The organism is Diaphorobacter sp. HDW4B, from assembly GCF_011305535.1.
Taxonomy (GTDB): Bacteria; Pseudomonadota; Gammaproteobacteria; order Burkholderiales; family Burkholderiaceae_C; genus Diaphorobacter_A.
This window is the reverse complement of the sequence record NZ_CP049905.1, coordinates 2,227,405-2,243,218: the sequence shown is the minus strand read 5'-3', so window position 1 is coordinate 2,243,218 and position 15,814 is coordinate 2,227,405. Positions and strand designations below refer to the sequence as shown.

Annotated in this window: 13 protein-coding genes; 7 read left to right on the top strand and 6 right to left on the bottom strand. The window is 63.1% G+C overall.

Annotated features, from left to right (window positions below; translation table 11 throughout):
* Positions 1-147 precede the first annotated feature (147 nt).
* A complete protein-coding gene (locus tag G7048_RS10440) occupies positions 148-1,383 on the top strand; it encodes an ABC transporter substrate-binding protein (protein WP_166068077.1) in 1,236 nt (411 codons plus the stop codon).
* 278 nt (positions 1,384-1,661) lie between these two features.
* Here the strand turns inward: G7048_RS10440 and aliA are convergent, their stop codons facing one another.
* The 4 genes from aliA to badH all read right to left on the bottom strand — a co-directional run bounded on the left by aliA (position 1,662) and on the right by badH (position 6,150).
* Positions 1,662-3,308: a cyclohexanecarboxylate-CoA ligase gene (aliA, locus tag G7048_RS10435; protein ID WP_166068076.1), complete on the bottom strand. Its 1,647-nt coding sequence runs from the start codon at positions 3,306-3,308 to the stop codon at positions 1,662-1,664.
* A gap of 93 nt (positions 3,309-3,401) precedes the next feature.
* Positions 3,402-4,553 carry a cyclohexanecarboxyl-CoA dehydrogenase gene (aliB, locus tag G7048_RS10430; protein ID WP_166068075.1) on the bottom strand — a complete coding sequence of 384 codons (1,152 nt, stop codon included), beginning with the start codon at positions 4,551-4,553 and terminating at the stop codon, positions 3,402-3,404.
* 21 nt (positions 4,554-4,574) lie between these two features.
* Positions 4,575-5,357, bottom strand: coding sequence for a 2-ketocyclohexanecarboxyl-CoA hydrolase (gene badI, locus G7048_RS10425; RefSeq protein WP_166068073.1), 783 nt, complete (start codon positions 5,355-5,357; stop codon positions 4,575-4,577).
* Positions 5,358-5,382: 25 nt separating this feature from the next.
* Positions 5,383-6,150 carry a 2-hydroxycyclohexanecarboxyl-CoA dehydrogenase gene (badH, locus tag G7048_RS10420; protein WP_166068072.1) on the bottom strand — a complete coding sequence of 256 codons (768 nt, stop codon included), beginning with the start codon at positions 6,148-6,150 and terminating at the stop codon, positions 5,383-5,385.
* A gap of 119 nt (positions 6,151-6,269) precedes the next feature.
* Between badH and G7048_RS10415 the strand changes: the two genes are divergently transcribed.
* The 4 genes from G7048_RS10415 to G7048_RS10400 all read left to right on the top strand — a co-directional run bounded on the left by G7048_RS10415 (position 6,270) and on the right by G7048_RS10400 (position 10,317).
* A complete protein-coding gene (locus G7048_RS10415) occupies positions 6,270-6,806 on the top strand; it encodes a MarR family winged helix-turn-helix transcriptional regulator (protein ID WP_166070908.1) in 537 nt (178 codons plus the stop codon).
* A 93-nt stretch (positions 6,807-6,899) separates the two neighbouring features.
* Positions 6,900-8,798: an ABC transporter permease gene (locus tag G7048_RS10410; protein ID WP_166068071.1), complete on the top strand. Its 1,899-nt coding sequence runs from the start codon at positions 6,900-6,902 to the stop codon at positions 8,796-8,798.
* Positions 8,795-9,568 (top strand): ABC transporter ATP-binding protein, encoded by a 774-nt coding sequence (locus G7048_RS10405; RefSeq protein WP_166068070.1) that lies wholly within the window; start codon positions 8,795-8,797, stop codon positions 9,566-9,568. The genes G7048_RS10410 and G7048_RS10405 overlap by 4 nt, the downstream gene beginning before the upstream one ends.
* On the top strand, positions 9,565-10,317 hold the full coding sequence (locus G7048_RS10400) for an ABC transporter ATP-binding protein (RefSeq protein WP_371747669.1): 753 nt from the start codon (positions 9,565-9,567) through the stop codon (positions 10,315-10,317). The genes G7048_RS10405 and G7048_RS10400 overlap by 4 nt, the downstream gene beginning before the upstream one ends.
* Positions 10,318-10,347: 30 nt before the next feature.
* On the opposite strand, the gene G7048_RS10395 is transcribed toward G7048_RS10400, so the two are convergent.
* Positions 10,348-11,103, bottom strand: a complete 756-nt coding sequence (locus G7048_RS10395; protein WP_205750358.1) for a PadR family transcriptional regulator — start codon at positions 11,101-11,103, stop codon at positions 10,348-10,350.
* Between the two features lie 241 nt (positions 11,104-11,344).
* On the opposite strand from G7048_RS10395, the gene G7048_RS10390 reads away from it, so the two are divergent.
* Complete coding sequence (locus tag G7048_RS10390; protein ID WP_166068069.1) at positions 11,345-13,204, top strand: clostripain-related cysteine peptidase; 1,860 nt, start codon at positions 11,345-11,347, stop codon at positions 13,202-13,204.
* Positions 13,205-13,260: 56 nt separating this feature from the next.
* Here the strand turns inward: G7048_RS10390 and G7048_RS10385 are convergent, their stop codons facing one another.
* Positions 13,261-14,808: a YifB family Mg chelatase-like AAA ATPase gene (locus tag G7048_RS10385; RefSeq protein WP_166068068.1), complete on the bottom strand. Its 1,548-nt coding sequence runs from the start codon at positions 14,806-14,808 to the stop codon at positions 13,261-13,263.
* 222 nt (positions 14,809-15,030) lie between these two features.
* Between G7048_RS10385 and G7048_RS10380 the strand changes: the two genes are divergently transcribed.
* Positions 15,031-15,759, top strand: a complete 729-nt coding sequence (locus tag G7048_RS10380) for a TorF family putative porin (RefSeq protein ID WP_166068067.1) — start codon at positions 15,031-15,033, stop codon at positions 15,757-15,759.
* Positions 15,760-15,814 lie beyond the last annotated feature (55 nt).

Sequence of the window (15,814 nt, the reverse complement as noted above, 5' to 3'; positions counted from 1 at the left end):
GGAAACTGAGAGCTTGGGTAAAACTGGTTGCCTGGCTCTTGGCAGTGGCCTCGCGGACTACGAATTACTTATTTTCGGATAAATACTAACTTCCGGGTACATTGCATGGCCTTGTTTTGAGATCAATTAGTGATAAGGAGAATGACGATGACGGTAGTCAAAAGCTCGCAAAAATGGTCGAAATTGCGCCTCGCGCTCCCCGTGGCGGGCTATGTGCTGGCATCTCATTCCCTGGCCGCCGAGGTCATCAAGATCGGTGAAATCAACAGCTACAAGGCCCAGCCCGCCTTTCTGGAGCCCTACAAGAAGGGCATGGAACTGGCGGTGGAGCAGGTCAACAAGGCCGGCGGCATTGCGGGCAAGAAGCTGCAGCTCGTCATCCGCGACGACAGCGGCAACCCGGCGGACGCCGTGCGCGCGGCCGAGGAGCTGTACACCCGCGAGAAGATCGACGTGCTGACCGGCAGCTTTCTCTCGCACGTGGGTCTGGCGCTGACGGATTACTCCAAGCAGAAACAGCGCTTCTTCCTTGCGTCCGAGCCGCTGACCGACAAGATCGTCTGGGCGGAGGGCAACCCCTACACGTATCGCCTGCGCGCTTCGACCTACATGCAGGTCGCCATGCTGGTGCCCGAAGCGCTCAAGCTCAACAAGAAGCGCTGGGCGATTGTCTATCCCAGCTACGAATACGGACAATCTGCGGTCGCCACCTTCAAGAAGCTCATGAAGGAAAAGCAGCCGGACATCGAATTCGTGGCCGAGCAGGCACCTGCTCTGGGCAAGATCGATGCGGGCAGTGTGGTGCAGGCGCTTGCCGACTCCAAGCCGGATGCGATCTTCAACGTGCTTTTTGCAACCGATATGGGCAAGTTCGTGCGGGAAGGCAACACACGCGGCCTGTTCAAGGGCCGCGAAGTGGTCGGTCTGCTGACCGCCGAGCCGGAATATCTCGATCCGCTGAAAAAAGAGGCACCCGTGGGCTGGACCGTGACCGGCTACCCTTGGTACTCGATCAACACGCCCGAACACAAGGCGTTTCTCGCCGCCTATCAGGCCAAGTACAAGGACTACCCGCGTCTGGGCACCATCGTGGGCTACAACGCGATCCAGTCGATCGCGGCGGGTCTGCGCAAGACGGGTGGCAGTGCGGAGACTGCCAAGCTGGTGGAAGCCTTCAAGGGGCTGGAGGTGGACACGCCGTTTGGGCGGATCACTTATCGCGCGCAGGATCATCAGTCGACGATGGGGGCTTACATCGGGAAGACGGCTTATGACGCGAAGTTGGGGCGCGGCGTTTTGGTGAACTATCACTATGCGGATGGGAAGGATTACCAACCCTCCGATGAGGAAGTGAAGAAGTTGCGGCCTGCTGCTGCCAACTGATTGCGGCAGTTGGGTTTTCGCTTTTTTTCGTTGTCTGGTTTTTGCTTCGGTTGAGGGGTTGATTGCGGGTGCCGGGTGTTCGCCCCGGCGGGCGAGTAACTTTTTGCTTGCGCCAAAAAGTCACCAAAAAACGCTTTGAATACCTGCGGCAAAACTCTCTTCGCGCCGGAGGCGCTCCGTTCAGACAGCTTGCCGCAAGTCAGATTGGAAGAGGGGTGTTGCGGCACTTCGCTGCGCTCGTGCCGGTGATCTCGCGACTTCGCGAGATGTTTGGGCGGTCAGCTTTGTGCTTGGGTTTTCAGCAGGTCTCGGAGTTTGAACTTCTGGATTTTTCCGGAAGGGGTGGCTGGCATTTGTTCCAGAACGTGCAGCTTTTCGGGGATGTATTGGAGCGCCACGCGTTCCTTTGTCAGGAAGGCGCGCAGGTCTTCAAGTGTGAGCGTTGCGCCGTTGCGCGGGACGACGACTGCGCAGGCGCGTTCGCCCAGGCGTTCGTCGGCATAGGCGACGATGGCGGCGTGTTGGATGTCGGGGTGGCGGTAGAGCAGGGATTCGATTTCCACCACCGGAATGTTTTCGCCGCCGCGAATGATCACGTCTTTGCTGCGGCCGGTGATGCGGATGTAGCCTTGCTCGTCTTTGCGCGCGAGGTCGCCGGTGTCGAACCAGTCTTCGGCATCGGTAGCGTTGAGGTGCGGGCGTTTGAGGTAGCCGCCGAAGTTGGAGCAGGAGCGTAGCAGCAGCTTGCCCTCCTGACCTGCGGGGAGTGCAGTGCCGTCGATGTCGGCGATTTTGATTTCCACGCCGGGCAAGGGCTTGCCGTCCGTATGCACCGAGCGCTCATCGTCGTCTTCGGGTGTGGTGGTGGTCACCGCGCCGTTTTCCGTCATGCCCCAGGCCGAGATGATTTTGGCGCCCAGCGCGGCGCGCGCCTGTTCGACCAGTGGGCCGGGGATGGGCGCGCCTGCGCTCAGGAAGGTGCGCAGGCTGGGGATGCCGCCGCCCTCGGTCGCCACATGGCGCGAGAGGTCGGTGAGGAACGGGGTGGATGCCATGGTGAAAGTCACGCCCTGTTCGCGGATCAGGGTGGTGGCCCGGGCTGCGTCCCAGATGTCCTGCAGCACGGCGCGCGATTGCAGCAGGATGGGCATCATCAGGCCGTACATGAAGCCCGTCTGGTGCGCCATGGGCGAGGCCATGAGCACGACGTCGTCCTCGCCCAGATGCAGCCGCTCGGCATACGGAATGATGTTGGCCATGAGCGTGTTGGCGGTGTGCATCACGCCCTTGGACTCGCCGGTGGTGCCGGAGGTGTAGATGAGCTGGGTGACGTCGTCGGGCGTGGGGCGCGAGCGTGTGAGGATGTCGTGTGCGTCGGTCTCGTCCTCCCAGTGCGGGCCGCCGAGCAGGGCTTCGAAGCTGTTGCTGCCTTGGCCGTCGATGACCACGGTGTGCGCAAGATGCGGCAATTCGGTTTTCAAGCCCGACGCCATCGATTCGAAATCATGTCCGCGGAATATGCGGGGGACGATGAACACCTTGGCTTCGCCATGCTGCAGCATGAAGCGCAGTTCGCGCTCGCGAAAGATGTGCATCAACGGATTCATCACCGCGCTGATGCGCGAACACGCGAGATACAGCAGCGTGAATTGCCACCAGTTGGGCAACTGGCAGGCCACCACATCGCCCTTGTTCACCCCGAGGCGAGCAAGGCCCACGGCGATGCGGTCGGCCATGCACGCCATCTCGCGGTAGGTGAATGGCGTGCGCTCGCCGCTTTCGACCCGCAGCGCCATCAAGGCCAGTTTGTCCGGGCAGTGGGCCACGCAGGCTTCGAGCGCGTCGTTGATCGTGCGCTGGTGCCAGAGCTTTTGGTCGAGCATGCGCGCACGCCGTTCGGGCAGCAAAACGGTATCGAATTCCATGGCTTGTCTCCTCGTTGTAGTGATTCAGGAAGGCAGCGAAAACGAAATGGGGAATGGGAAAAAACGGCAAAAGATGAAGGAAGAGGCGTGCCGTCAGATCGGCACAGCCTTGCGCCCGGCGCGGGTGCGGGCGATGATGGATTTCATGATCTGCGCGGTGCCGTCGCCGATCTGAAAGCCCAGCACGTCGCGCAGGCGCTGCTCCATGAGTCCACGGTCGTAGCCGCCATGGCCGTGCGTGAGCAGGCACTGGTGGATCGCGTCGTAGGCGAGCTTGGGGGCCCACCATTTGCACATCGCGGCTTCGGCGCTGTGCGGCAAGTGGCGGTCCTTGAGCCACAGCGCCTGAAGGCACAGCAGGCGCGCGGCGGTGACCTGCGTGTCGAAGTCCGCCAGCGGATGGCTGACGCCTTGGAATGCGGTGAGCGGTTGGCCGAAAGCCTCGCGCTGCGCGGCGTACTCCCAGCTTTCATCGAGCGCAGCGCGTGCGACGGACAGCACTTGCAGGCCGATGAGTGCGCGCGAGAAATCAAAGCCTTGCATGACCTGCACAAAGCCCTTGTTCTCTTCGCCCAGACGGTGGTTGACCGGAACGCGCACGTTCTCGAAGAACAGGGAGCCGCGCCCGATGGCACGCTGTCCATGGCAGTCGAAGCGGCTGCGCGTGAGGCCCGGCGCATCGCATGGAACGAGCAATGCGGTGACGCCATGCGCGCCGGATTCCACGCTGCCCGTGCGCCCGAAAACGACCACCGCATCGGCCTGATCGGCGGCGGAAATGGAGGTCTTCTCGCCGTTGATCACATAGTCGCCGCCGATACGTTCGACCCGCAGACGCAGGTTGGCCGCATCCGACCCGCCGCGCGGTTCGGTCAGCGCAATCGCAAGCAAGGCCTCGCCTTGCGTGAGCTTTTGCAGCCACGGCCCGGCCACCTGCGGATCGCCGTGCTCGGCAAGAATCTGGCCGTTGAGGGAGGCCAGCAGGTTGATGTAGCTGATCGACAAATCAGCCGCCGCAATGGCCTCGTGGATCACCCCTGCGGCCAGGCAGCCCATGCCTTGCCCGCCGAATGCTTCGGGCAGCTCCGGCGCGATGAAGCCCATTTGCCCCATCTCGCGCATCAGCTCGCGGTCGAGCACGCGGGTGCGGTCGCGCTCCTGAAAGCCGGGGGCGATCCGGCCCTGTGCAAAACGTCGGGCGTGCTCGCCCAGCGTCACCAAGTCTTCGTCGAGATACGAGTTCATGCGAGACCTCCGGCGTGTGCATCACTTGGCGTATTTGCGGAACTGCGGCTTGCGCTTTTCCTTGAGCGCGGCAACGCCCTCGCGCGACTCGTCGGTGTCGTAGTACAGCTTGAGCGCGTACATGCCCATGCCTGCAATGCCGGCCTGATGCGCGGTGTCCATGTTGAAGCTGCGCTTGGCAATGGCGATGGCGGTGGGGCTGCGCTCGCCGATTTCCTCGGCCCATTGCTGAACGGTCTCGTCGAGTTTCTCGGGTGACACGCAGAGGTTGGCCAGACCCATGGCCACCGCTTCCTGGCCGCTGTAGCGGCGATTGAGATACCAGATCTCGCGCGCTTTCTTCTCGCCCACCACGCGTGCGAGAAAGGCCGTGCCGTATCCCGGATCGACCGAGCCCATCTTGGGGCCGACCTGCCCGAAGACCGCTTTTTCGGAGCAGATCGTCAGGTCGCAGATCGTGCACAGCACATTGCCGCCGCCGATGGCGTAGCCCTGCACGCGTGCGATGACGGGCTTGGGCACGTCGCGGATCGCGGTGTGCAGCTCTTCCATCGGCAGGCCGATGGTGCCGCGCCCGTCGTAGTTGCCGTCATGTGCGGACTGGTCGCCGCCGGTGCAGAACGCCTTGTCGCCCGCGCCTGCGAGCACGATGCAGCCCACGGATCGGTCGTAGCCCGCTTTGTTCAGTGCCTTGATGATTTCGTCGCAGGTGGTGCCGCGAAACGCGTTCATCTTGTCCGGGCGGTTGATGGTGATCCAGGCCACGCCGTTGCGCACTTCATAGAGGATGTCTTCAAATTGCATGATGTCTTGTCTCCTGTGGAAAAAATCAGCCGTGCATGGTCAGGCCGCCCGAGACGCTGAGCACCTGGCCGGTGATGAAGCCCGCGTCGTCGCTGGCGAAGAAGGCAATCGCGCCCGCAAGGTCCTGCGGCTGGCCCATGCGGCCAAGGGGAATCGCGCGGACAAAGGCCTCGCGCAGCTTTTCGGGGTTGGGTGCGGCGTCGGCAAAACCGGCGAAGAGCGCGGTTTCCGTCGGGCCGGGGCAGACCACGTTCACGCAGATGCCGTGCCGCGCATGCTCACGCGCAATGGTTTTGGAGAACGACACCAGCCCGCCCTTGCAGGCGGCGTAGACCGCTTCGCCCGAGGAGCCCACGCGCGCCGCATCGGACGCGATGTTGACGATGCGTCCCGCTCGTCGCGAGACCATGCGGGGCAGCACGGCGTGGTGCATGTGCAGCGCGCCCGTCAGGTTGATGGCGATGAGGCGCTCCCACTCCTGCTCGTTGGTTTGGGTGAACGGCTTGAACACGTCCCAGCCGGCGTTGTTGACCAGCACGTCGACCGGGCCGAGTTGCGCTTCGATCTGGACGAGTGCGGCGTCGATTTCCGAGCGCTGCGTGATGTCGCAGGCGAGCGCGAGGGCTGTACCGCCCGCCTCGGTGATCTGCGCGACGGTCTTCTGTGCGGCGCTGAGATCGCGGTCGAGCACTGCAACCTTCGCGCCTTCTTGCGCAAGGCGCTGGCAGGTCGATCCGCCGATGCCGCCGCCGCCGCCCGTCACAATGATGGTTTTGCCCTTCAATCCTTGCATGAGAGAACTCCTTGGTCGCGATGGTTTGGCGCATGGAAAAATGAATTGAGTAAATATGTTGTCATATATTTGATGCTGTGACAACGGGCTTGGCAATGACATTGATGGATTTTGAATCTATGGATTACCCTAGTAAAAATGGAGAATCAGCCCACGATGAGCTGGCCAATCGGATTTTCTTCAGGCTGTATCAATGTGCAAATATGTTGCATAAAACGGGCAGCCGGGCGGTCGAACCTCTGGGGCTGACCACGCAGCAATGGGCGGTGCTGGGGGCGCTGTCGCGGCCCGAGGCCAAGGGCGGTGTGGGCGTGGGAGAGTTGGCGCGCTATCTGATGGTCAGTCGCCAGAATCTGTCGGGGCTGGTCAGCCGCATGGAGCGCGACGGCCATATCGAACTGGCGGCCGATCCGCAGGACCGCCGCTCACGGCTGGTGCGCATGACGCAGGAGGGCGGGCGTGTGTGGCGCGAGGATGCGCCGGAGCTGATCCGGGGCTTCTACGACATGGCGCTGGCGAATTTTTCGGTGGGCGACATGGCGCATCTGTTGCACTACCTGCTCAAGCTGCTCGACAACATGCAGGCCATCGACAAGGCGAGCGGCGCCGGTGAGGATTCGGACGCCGTGCCGCCATTGAAGTCCAAGGGTCAGTAACATCGCGGCTCCGAACCTTCAATCGACCAGCCATGCACAAGGGCCACTTCCGATGACTTCAACGACTCCAAGGAATCCAAGGAGCATCGCGCCATGAGCGTGTCTGGTCTGCTCGCGCAATTGCTCAACGGCCTGGCCAGCGCGTCGTCGCTGTTTCTGGTCTCCGTGGGGCTGTCGCTGATTTTCGGGGTCACGCGCTGCATCAACTTTGCGCATGGTTCGTTCTACATGCTGGGCGCGTTCATCGCGTATTCAAGCGTGGATGTGCTCGCGCCGCACATCGGTTTCTGGCCTGCGCTGCTGATGGCGCCGCTGGTTTGCTGCGTGCTGGGGGCGCTGACCGAGATGCTGTTGCTGCGCCGGATCTACGGTGCGCCGGAGCTGTTCCAACTGCTCGCCACCTTTGCGCTGGTGCTGGTGATCAAGGATGCGGCGTTGTGGATCTGGGGGCCGGAAGAGCTGTTCGGGCCGCGTGCCGAGGGGTTCGACGGCGCTGTCGAGATTCTGGGGCGGCAGTTTCCGAGCTATGACCTGTTGCTGATTGCGGTGGGGCCGGTCGTGCTGTTGCTGCTGCATCTGCTGCTGACGAAAACGCGCTTTGGCACCCTCGTGCGCGCTGCCACGCAGGACCGCGAGATGGTGGGCGCGCTGGGGGTGAATCAGGCGTGGCTGTTCACGGCGGTGTTTGCGCTGGGCACGTTGCTCGCGGGGTTGGGCGGAGCGTTGCAGTTGCCGCGCGAACCGGCGAGTCTGGAGATGGACATGCTCACGATCGGCGCGGCGTTTGTCGTGGTGGTGGTGGGCGGCATGGGCAGCATTCCGGGCGCGTTCGTCGCGGCGCTGTTGATTGCCGAGCTGAAGGCCGTGTGCATCTGGCTGGGGCTGCAGGAGATTGGCGGGGTGGAGATTTCGTTCTCCAAGCTCACGCTGGTAGTGGAATTTCTGGTGATGGCGGCCGTGCTCATCTGGCGGCCCTGGGGGCTGATGGGCAAGCCGCAGTCGCTGGCGCGCAATTCCGCGGCCATCGAGCAGCCGCTGCGCATGGCGGGCCACGGCGCGACCGCCGCGTGGATTGCGTTGCTGCTGATGCTGTTCGGCCTGCCGTTGGTGGCCGGGCAGGAGAGCTATGCCGTCGTGCTGCTCACCGACATGGCGATTGCCGCGCTGTTTGCAGCGAGCCTGCATTTCATTCTCGGGCCGGGCGGCATGCACTCGTTCGGGCATGCGGCTTACTTTGGTCTGGGCGCGTATGGCGCGGCGCTGCTGGTGCGACAGCTGGATTTGCCGATGGAAGCCGCGCTGGTGCTCGGGCCGCTTGTGGCTGCTGCCGGAGCGCTGCTTTACGGCTGGTTCTGCGTGCGGCTGTCGGGCGTTTATCTGACCATGCTGACGCTCGCGTTTGCGCAGATCAGCTGGGCCATCGTGTTCCAGTGGGATGACTTCACCGGCGGCAGCAACGGCCTGACGGGCGTGTGGCCGCCGGAGTGGGCGTCGCAGGGCGCGGCGTTCTATTGGATTGCGTTGGCGGTGTGCGCTTTGAGCGTCTATGTGCTGCGCCGCATGCTGTTTTCGCCGCTGGGTTTTGCGCTGCGCGCGGGGCGCGATTCGGCGCTGCGGGCGGATGCCATCGGCATCGATGTGCGGCGCGTGCAGTGGGTGGCGTTTGTGATCGCCGGTTTGTTTGCCGGGCTGGCGGGCGCGCTGTTTGTGTTCTCCAAAGGCAGCGTGGCACCGGATGCGCTGTCGGTCACCAAGTCGGTGGATGCGCTGGTGATGGTACTGCTTGGCGGCGTGCAGACGCTCGCTGGGCCGGTGGTGGGCGCTGCGGCGTTCACCTGGCTGCATGACACGGTGGCGCGCAACACGGAATATTGGCGCGGCTTGCTGGGCGTGATCATGCTGCTGCTGGTGCTGCTGTTTCCGCAGGGCATGGCGGGATTTGCGCAGTGGCTGTTTGCTCGCTTCGCGGCTCGCAAGGAGGTGCGCGCATGAGCATCGCATCGCCACTGTTGCAGGTCGAGCAGCTCTCCAAATCCTTCGGCGGCGTGAAGGCCGTGCGCGAGGTGTCGTTCTCGGTGCGCGCGGGCGAGCTGCTGGCGTTGATCGGCCCGAACGGCGCGGGCAAGACGACGACGTTCAACATGGTTGGCGGTCAACTCGCGCCGGACAGTGGCCGCGTGCTGCTCGCGGGCGAAAACATCGCAGGCCTTGCGCCGCGCCAGATCTGGCGCAAGGGCGTGGGGCGCACGTTCCAGATCGCGCAGACCTTTGCCTCGTTCACCGTGCTGGAGAACGTGCAGATGGCGCTGCTGTCCGCCGACAAACGCATCTGGCAGTTCTGGCCGCGTGCGCGAGCGCATCGCAAGGCCGATGCGCTCGCGCTGCTGGACAGCGTGGGCATGGCGCAGCAGGCTGATCGCGCATGCAGTGAACTGGCCTATGGCGACGTGAAGCGCGTGGAGCTTGCGATGGCGCTGGCGCACGCGCCCAAGCTGCTGTTGATGGACGAGCCGACCGCCGGCATGGCCCCCGCCGAGCGCGTGGCGCTGATGCAGCTCACGCGCCGCATCGCGCACGAGCGGCAGATGGGCGTGCTGTTCACCGAGCACAGCATGGATGTGGTGTTCGGCCAGGCCGATCGCGTCGCCGTGCTGGTGCGCGGCAAGCTGCTGGCCGAAGGCACGCCGCAGCAGATTCGCGACGATGAGCGCGTGCAGCAGGCGTATCTGGGAACGGGGCTGGTGCTGGAGAAGAACACATGAACGACAAGCGCATGAGCACGAGCACCGACATGCTGCTCGACGTGCAGAAGCTCAACGCCTGGTACGGCGCGGCGCAAATCCTGTTCGACGTGTCGCTCAATGTGCGACGCGGCGAAGTGGTTGCGCTCATGGGGCGCAACGGCGCGGGCAAGTCCACGACGCTCAAGTCGATTGCCGCGCTGGTGCCACGGCGCGAAGGCGCGATCCGCTTCATGGGCGAAGATATCTCGCGCAAGGCATCGCACCAGATCGCGCAGCGCGGCCTCGGTTTTGTGCCGGAAGACAGGCGCATCTTCACCGAACTCACGGTGCTGGAAAACCTCGAAGTCGGTCGCCAGAAACCGCGCCAGTGGCCCGATGGAACGCCCGTCGTGCAATGGACCCCGCAGACGCTGTTCCAGCTTTTTCCCAACTTGGGCGAGATGCCGGATCGCCCCGGTGGCGCGATGAGCGGCGGCGAGCAGCAGATGCTGACCGTCGCGCGCACGCTCATGGGCCAGCCGTATCTGGTGCTGCTCGATGAGCCCTCGGAAGGCGTTGCGCCGCTGATCGTCGAGCAGATGGCGCGCTCGATTCTGGAGCTCAAGCGGCAGGGCGTGGGCATTCTTCTGAGCGAGCAGAATCTGCCGTTCGCGCAGGTCGTTGCCGACCGCGCGTTCATACTGGAAAAAGGCCAGATCGTGCACCAATCATCGATGCAGGATCTGGCCTCTGATGCTCAGGCGCGCAGGCAGTATCTGGGCGTTTGACTGAGCGTCCGAGCGGTTCGGCGCTTCAGTTCACAGACGGCCAATTTCGACGGCGGCGCGGTCCAGAATCGTGGCGATTTTCTCCAGCAATTCGCGGTCCGCGTTGGCACCGACATCGCCGAGCTTCAGGCGCAGCGAGGTGCGCAGGTTTTCTGTGGCGCGCACCAGCTCGGCAGGCCGCTGCTCGCGTGAGCGCATCTGGTGCACTTGCAGGCGCTTGAGCGTGCGCTCAATAGTGGCGGCCTGCTCGGCCAGTTCCTTGCGGCCTTCGTCGGTGATCACGTAGCGCTTGCGGGCGTCCTGCGGATCGACGATGGCGATGGTGCCGGTTTCTTCCAGAAAGGTCAGCGTGGGGTAGATTGCGCCGGGGCTGGGGCTGTAGTCGTCGCCCGCCAGTTGGCCGATGGCCTTGATGATCTCGTAGCCGTGGCGCGGCTCCTGCTGCTGCAGCAGATGCAGGATCAGCACCTTGAGATCGCCCGATTCGAACAGCCGCTCGCGACGGCCACCGCCGCGCCCGCCATGCTCACCACGACCGCCCCGGCCACCGTGTTCTCCACGGCCACCACGCTCCCCGCGCTCGCCTCGTTCAAGGCGACCACCGCCACCACCGAACTCATCTTCCATCATGCCGCGGCGGATGAAGGCGATGCGCGCACGCATCAGGGCCTCCTGCTCCGTGCCGAAGCGTTGTTGTTCGCCATGGCGACGACCGAAGCCACGACCACGACCCAGACCGTCTTCACGATCACGACGACCTTCGCTGTGTTCAAAAAAATGACGCATTCAAATGTTCCAAGTAATTTACGATGTTGCAAAGATATATCTTAGAAATATCTTTGTCAATGCGCTTGGTGCGTTTGGCTATGTAAAGAAATGTGGGGCCTGAGTTGATGGCGGACGCATGTGTTGGGCTTGGATGGAACTCAAATCACCAACGCGTTACCCATTGAGCGGGCACATACGTCAAGCATGGCAATCGGTTGGTTGTTGCTCGTGCCCACTTTTTCATCAGGAGGGGAAGCGCATGAACCGCATTTGGAAGTGGCTGCTGGCGATTTTTGTCGCCTCGGCATTGGCCGCCTGTGGCGGTGGGTCAGGTAGTTCGGAGAGCAAGGTCAAGACCACGGTCATGGTCTATCTGGTGGCATCGAACCTGGTGGAATCCGCTGCATACGACATTGAGCACATGCTGGCTGCGCGCAGCGGCACGGATGTGAACGTGGTGCTCGAAATCGGCGGTGGTACCGGTCCGGGCACCATTGCCGGTGTGGATATGACCAAGCACGCGCGTTACCAGCTCAAGCCGAATGCTGCTGCGGAAAAAGGCTGGTCGCTGGTTCGCATGCCCGATGCTCAACAGCCCCCTCAGGTGGCGATGAACAAGCCCGACACGCTGCGGGACTTCATCAAATGGTCGGCACAAGCGTTCCCTGCGGATCAATACGTGCTGGCGCTGTGGGATCACGGCGGCGGGCCTATTGTCGGCTTCGGCAACGACAACGCTCTGGGTGAAGGCAAGGCGATGCTTGTGAACGACATTGTTTCTGCGATCAAGAGCGCAGGGGTGTCGTTCGAGTTGGTCGGGTTCGACTCCTGCCTGATGGCGACGCTGGAAGTGGCGTCGATGTTGTCTCCGTATGCCAACTATCTGGTGGCATCCGAGGAAGTCACGACGGGCTGGGAGTGGACCGCCCTGGTCAGCCATCTCGTCGATCATCCCCAGACTTCGGGTGCCGATCTGGGCAAGGTCATCGTGCAGAGTTACAAAACGTCCGAGCGCACGAACGGGAGAGGTGAGCTGGCTTTTACGGCTTACTCGGTGACGGATCTCAAGCGCGTCGGGGCCGTGGTCGCTGTGCTGGACAAGGCCGCCAGCGTGCTACAGGATGCCATTCGCACACAAGGGCTGGATGCGTGGTGGACGATCGCTTCCGCGCGCCGCCAGTCAGAAGACTTTCAGACCAATGTGCTGAGTCCCGGCATGGATCTGGTGGATGTGAAGTCCTGGTTCCATGAGTTGGGCAATGCCAAGATGCTGTCTGCAGAGCTGGTGGCGGAGTTTGACAAGGTGTATGCCGCTGCACTGGTGTACACGGATGTCGGTGAGAGTGACGCCTCTGGTCTCATGATGTTCTTCCCGCGCTATTCGACGCTGAATGCGCAATTGCAGAGCACCTATGCCAACCTGGGCTTTTCACCTGCCTACCGCGGGTTGATCAGCTCTTATGTCGCGTTTGCTCGCGGCTCGGAAATGCCACGTGCGGTCATCGGCGAAACGCAAAAGGCATCCAACCTGCTGACCGCTGATGTCACAACGACCTTTGGCGCAATGAAGTCTGCCAAGGCGCTCGTGGGACAAAACTATGACCGAGGCTACGCAGTGCTGATCAAGGATGGCAAGGCGCAAGCGTTGCAGCAAATTGATGGCACGGCGAATCAACTGCGCATGGAAGATCCCAACCTCTGGCCGATGGTGGACGGTCAGGTCGTCTCGCTCTTGCCGCTCGACGGCAAAGATGAAGACGATACGTTCGTGATTCCTGTATACAGCGTGGATGAGGAAGAGGCTGGCTTGCTCTACGCCTTCAAGGATGACGACGGCGTGCTGCGCATTCGCTTCTATGCGGGTGCGCAGCAGGTTTCGGGTGCCGTCTCCGAGATGCTGGAGGTGGACGAAGGTGACGAATACATTCCGTTGATCTTCGACGTGGCGACTCAACGTCTGGGCCGTGGAGCCAGCAAGCTGACGGCACCGGCGGGTGACTGGGTGCTGAAGAAATCCGCGCTCACGGGCAACGGGTATTCGGTGGTGATCGGTGCGACAGACCTCACCGGCCAGCTTCAATGGAGCACTGGTGCAGTGAGTCTGCCGCTGGCGCCTTGAGTTGGATGTCAGCCATCATGGACTCCACCTGAGTCCTTGCCGAACAGCCAGGCGGTTCAGCGCATGCCCGAGAGCCCGCGCCGGTACTGCATGGCTTCGGCGATGTGCGCGGCGCTGATCTGCTCGCAGGCCGCCAAGTCGGCAATCGTGCGCGCGACCTTCAAGGCGCGATGCGTGCTGCGCGCCGACCAGCCCAGCTTGCCTGCGGCGGCTTGAAGAAAGCGCGCTGCAGCTTCGTCGAGCCGCGCGTGCTGGTCGATGTCGCGGCCTTGCAGGCGCTGGTTGGCGCAGCCTTGGCGCGCGAAGGCACGGCTGGCCGCTTGCGTGATGCGCTCGCGCATGGCGGCGGTGGACTCGCCAGCGGGCGCGTTGATCAGTTCCTCGGGCGGCAGCGCGGGCACTTCGACATGCAGGTCGATGCGGTCCAGCAGCGGTCCGCTGAGCTTGGCCTGGTAGCGCGCGATCTGCTCGGGCGAACAGCGGCAATGGCGCTGCTGCGATCCCAGATAGCCGCAGGGGCAGGGATTCATCGCCGCAATCAAAGTGAAGCGCGCTGGAAACTCGGCACGCAGCGCGGCGCGCGAGATGGTGATGTTGCCGGTCTCCAGCGGCTCGCGCAGGGCTTCCAGCGCGTTGCGAGTGAACTCCGGAAACTCGTCGAGAAACAAGACGCCTTCGTGCGCGAGCGAGATTTCGCCGGGCCTTGGTGGCGATCCACCTCCCACCAGCGCCACTGCGCTGCAGGTGTGGTGCGGATGGCTGGTGCGGCGCTGCATCCATTCCTGCTGCGTGAAGCGACCGGCAAGGCTGGCGATGGCGGCGCTCTCCAGTGCCTGCTCCAGCGTCATCGGCGGCAGCAGGCCTGCAAAGCGTTGCGCGAGCATGGACTTGCCGGAGCCCGGTGGGCCGACGAACAGCATTCCGTGCATGCCGGCGGCTGCGATTTCCATCGCGCGCTTGGCGGCGCTCTGGCCTTTCACGTCGGCAAGATCCGGGCCGTTTTCGGGCGGCGTGATTTCGCGCGGGCGCATGCGTTGCAGGCCCGGCGCGTCGCCATCGCCCGCCGCCTGTGCATCGGCTGGCAGAAAGTGCTGCACCACGTCGAGCAGATGTTCGGCGCGGTAGATCTGTGCATCGGGCACGAGGGCGGCTTCTTCGGCGCTGGTCGGGGGAAGCACCTGCTTGAGATCGGGTGTGTGGTCGGTCTGCGAGCGAATCGCCAGACCCGTGGCAAGCGCGCCGCGCACCGGGCGCAGCGCGCCCGAGAGCGACAACTCGCCCGCGAACTCGTAGCCCGCAAAGCGGCTGCCGTCGATCTGCCCGCTGGCCGCGAGGATGCCCATGGCGATCGGCAGGTCGAAACGCCCGGAATCCTTGGGCAGATCGGCGGGCGCAAGGTTCACGATGATCTTCTTGTTGGCCGGAAACACCAGTCCCGAGTTCTGCAGCGCCGAGCGCACCCGCTCGCGCGCCTCCTTGACTTCGACGTCCGCCAGGCCCACCAGCGTGAAGCTCGGAAGCCCGTTGGCCAGATGCACCTCCACGGTGACCGGCATGGCCTGCAAACCCGTGAGGGCGCGGCTTTGCACTAAAGCGAGACTCATGTTGGCGGCTCTCCCCAGCGAGGTGCGCGGCTTGGCGCGCAAAGCTGTCCACTTTGGCACCAATCTGGTGCGAATTGCCGGGAGATGGCGTGGGTAGCTGCCAGGGGTCAACGTTTTCGGTGCAGATACCTCAAATAAACACAGGTTTTTCGGTGTGGCACGGTCCGTGCTTTGAAGGGTGTAACTACCCATTTCACACAACTTGTACTACCTGGAGAAATCATGCACCGCGTTCCCCTGAAGTCTCTGATCGTTGCCCTCGTCGCTGCCGCTCCCGTGCTGGCCAGCGCTCAACTCACGGCCAACGTGGCCCTGACGACCAACTACAAGTTCCGCGGCCAGGATCAGGACGTCAACCGCATCAAGGCTGTGAATCCTGCGATTCAAGGCGGCTTCGACTACACCTTCGGTGAAAGCGGCTTCTACGTCGGCAACTGGAATTCCAGCGTGGATTGGCTTTCGGGCAATTCCATCGAAATGGACTTCTACGGCGGCTACAAGTTCAAGGCCGCAGGTCTGGACTGGGACGTGGGCGCGCTGACCTACGCCTATCCCGGCAACAGCAACGGCAACACGACTGAGCTGTACGGTGCAGGCACCTGGGGCCCGATCACCGCGAAGTATTCGCACACCATCTCCAAGGACTACTTCGGCTGGGCCGGTGCCAAGACCTCGGACAACAAGGGCCGCAACACCGGCTACCTGAACGTGGCGTTCGCACAGGAAATCGCGCCAAGCACCACGCTGAAGGCAGCGGTCGGCTACACGCGCTTTTCCGGCGACATCAAGGATCTGGGCGTGCCCAACTATGTGGACTACAGCGTGGGCGCGGCGTATGACTTCGGCTCCGGCCTGGTGCTCAACGGCGCGATCCAGGGTGCCACCAAGAAGGGTTACTTCGGTGACGCGAACAAGGCACGCCTGATCGTCTCGATCACCAAGACCCTGTAATACAGACACGTTTCAATTCAGTCAGTGGGCGCACGGCGCGCCCTGTTCGGAGGAT

Bases quoted from the DNA above. Each gene is read 5' to 3' on its own strand.
- G7048_RS10440 (WP_166068077.1), top strand. From the start codon at position 148: ATGACGGTAGTCAAAAGCTCGCAAAAATGGTCGAAATTGCGCCTCGCG.
- aliA (WP_166068076.1), bottom strand. From the start codon at position 3,308: ATGGAATTCGATACCGTTTTGCTGCCCGAACGGCGTGCGCGCATGCTC.
- aliB (WP_166068075.1), bottom strand. From the start codon at position 4,553: ATGAACTCGTATCTCGACGAAGACTTGGTGACGCTGGGCGAGCACGCC.
- badI (WP_166068073.1), bottom strand. From the start codon at position 5,357: ATGCAATTTGAAGACATCCTCTATGAAGTGCGCAACGGCGTGGCCTGG.
- badH (WP_166068072.1), bottom strand. From the start codon at position 6,150: ATGCAAGGATTGAAGGGCAAAACCATCATTGTGACGGGCGGCGGCGGC.
- G7048_RS10415 (WP_166070908.1), top strand. From the start codon at position 6,270: ATGGATTACCCTAGTAAAAATGGAGAATCAGCCCACGATGAGCTGGCC.
- G7048_RS10410 (WP_166068071.1), top strand. From the start codon at position 6,900: ATGAGCGTGTCTGGTCTGCTCGCGCAATTGCTCAACGGCCTGGCCAGC.
- G7048_RS10405 (WP_166068070.1), top strand. From the start codon at position 8,795: ATGAGCATCGCATCGCCACTGTTGCAGGTCGAGCAGCTCTCCAAATCC.
- G7048_RS10400 (WP_371747669.1), top strand. From the start codon at position 9,565: ATGAACGACAAGCGCATGAGCACGAGCACCGACATGCTGCTCGACGTG.
- G7048_RS10395 (WP_205750358.1), bottom strand. From the start codon at position 11,103: ATGCGTCATTTTTTTGAACACAGCGAAGGTCGTCGTGATCGTGAAGAC.
- G7048_RS10390 (WP_166068069.1), top strand. From the start codon at position 11,345: ATGAACCGCATTTGGAAGTGGCTGCTGGCGATTTTTGTCGCCTCGGCA.
- G7048_RS10385 (WP_166068068.1), bottom strand. From the start codon at position 14,808: ATGAGTCTCGCTTTAGTGCAAAGCCGCGCCCTCACGGGTTTGCAGGCC.
- G7048_RS10380 (WP_166068067.1), top strand. From the start codon at position 15,031: ATGCACCGCGTTCCCCTGAAGTCTCTGATCGTTGCCCTCGTCGCTGCC.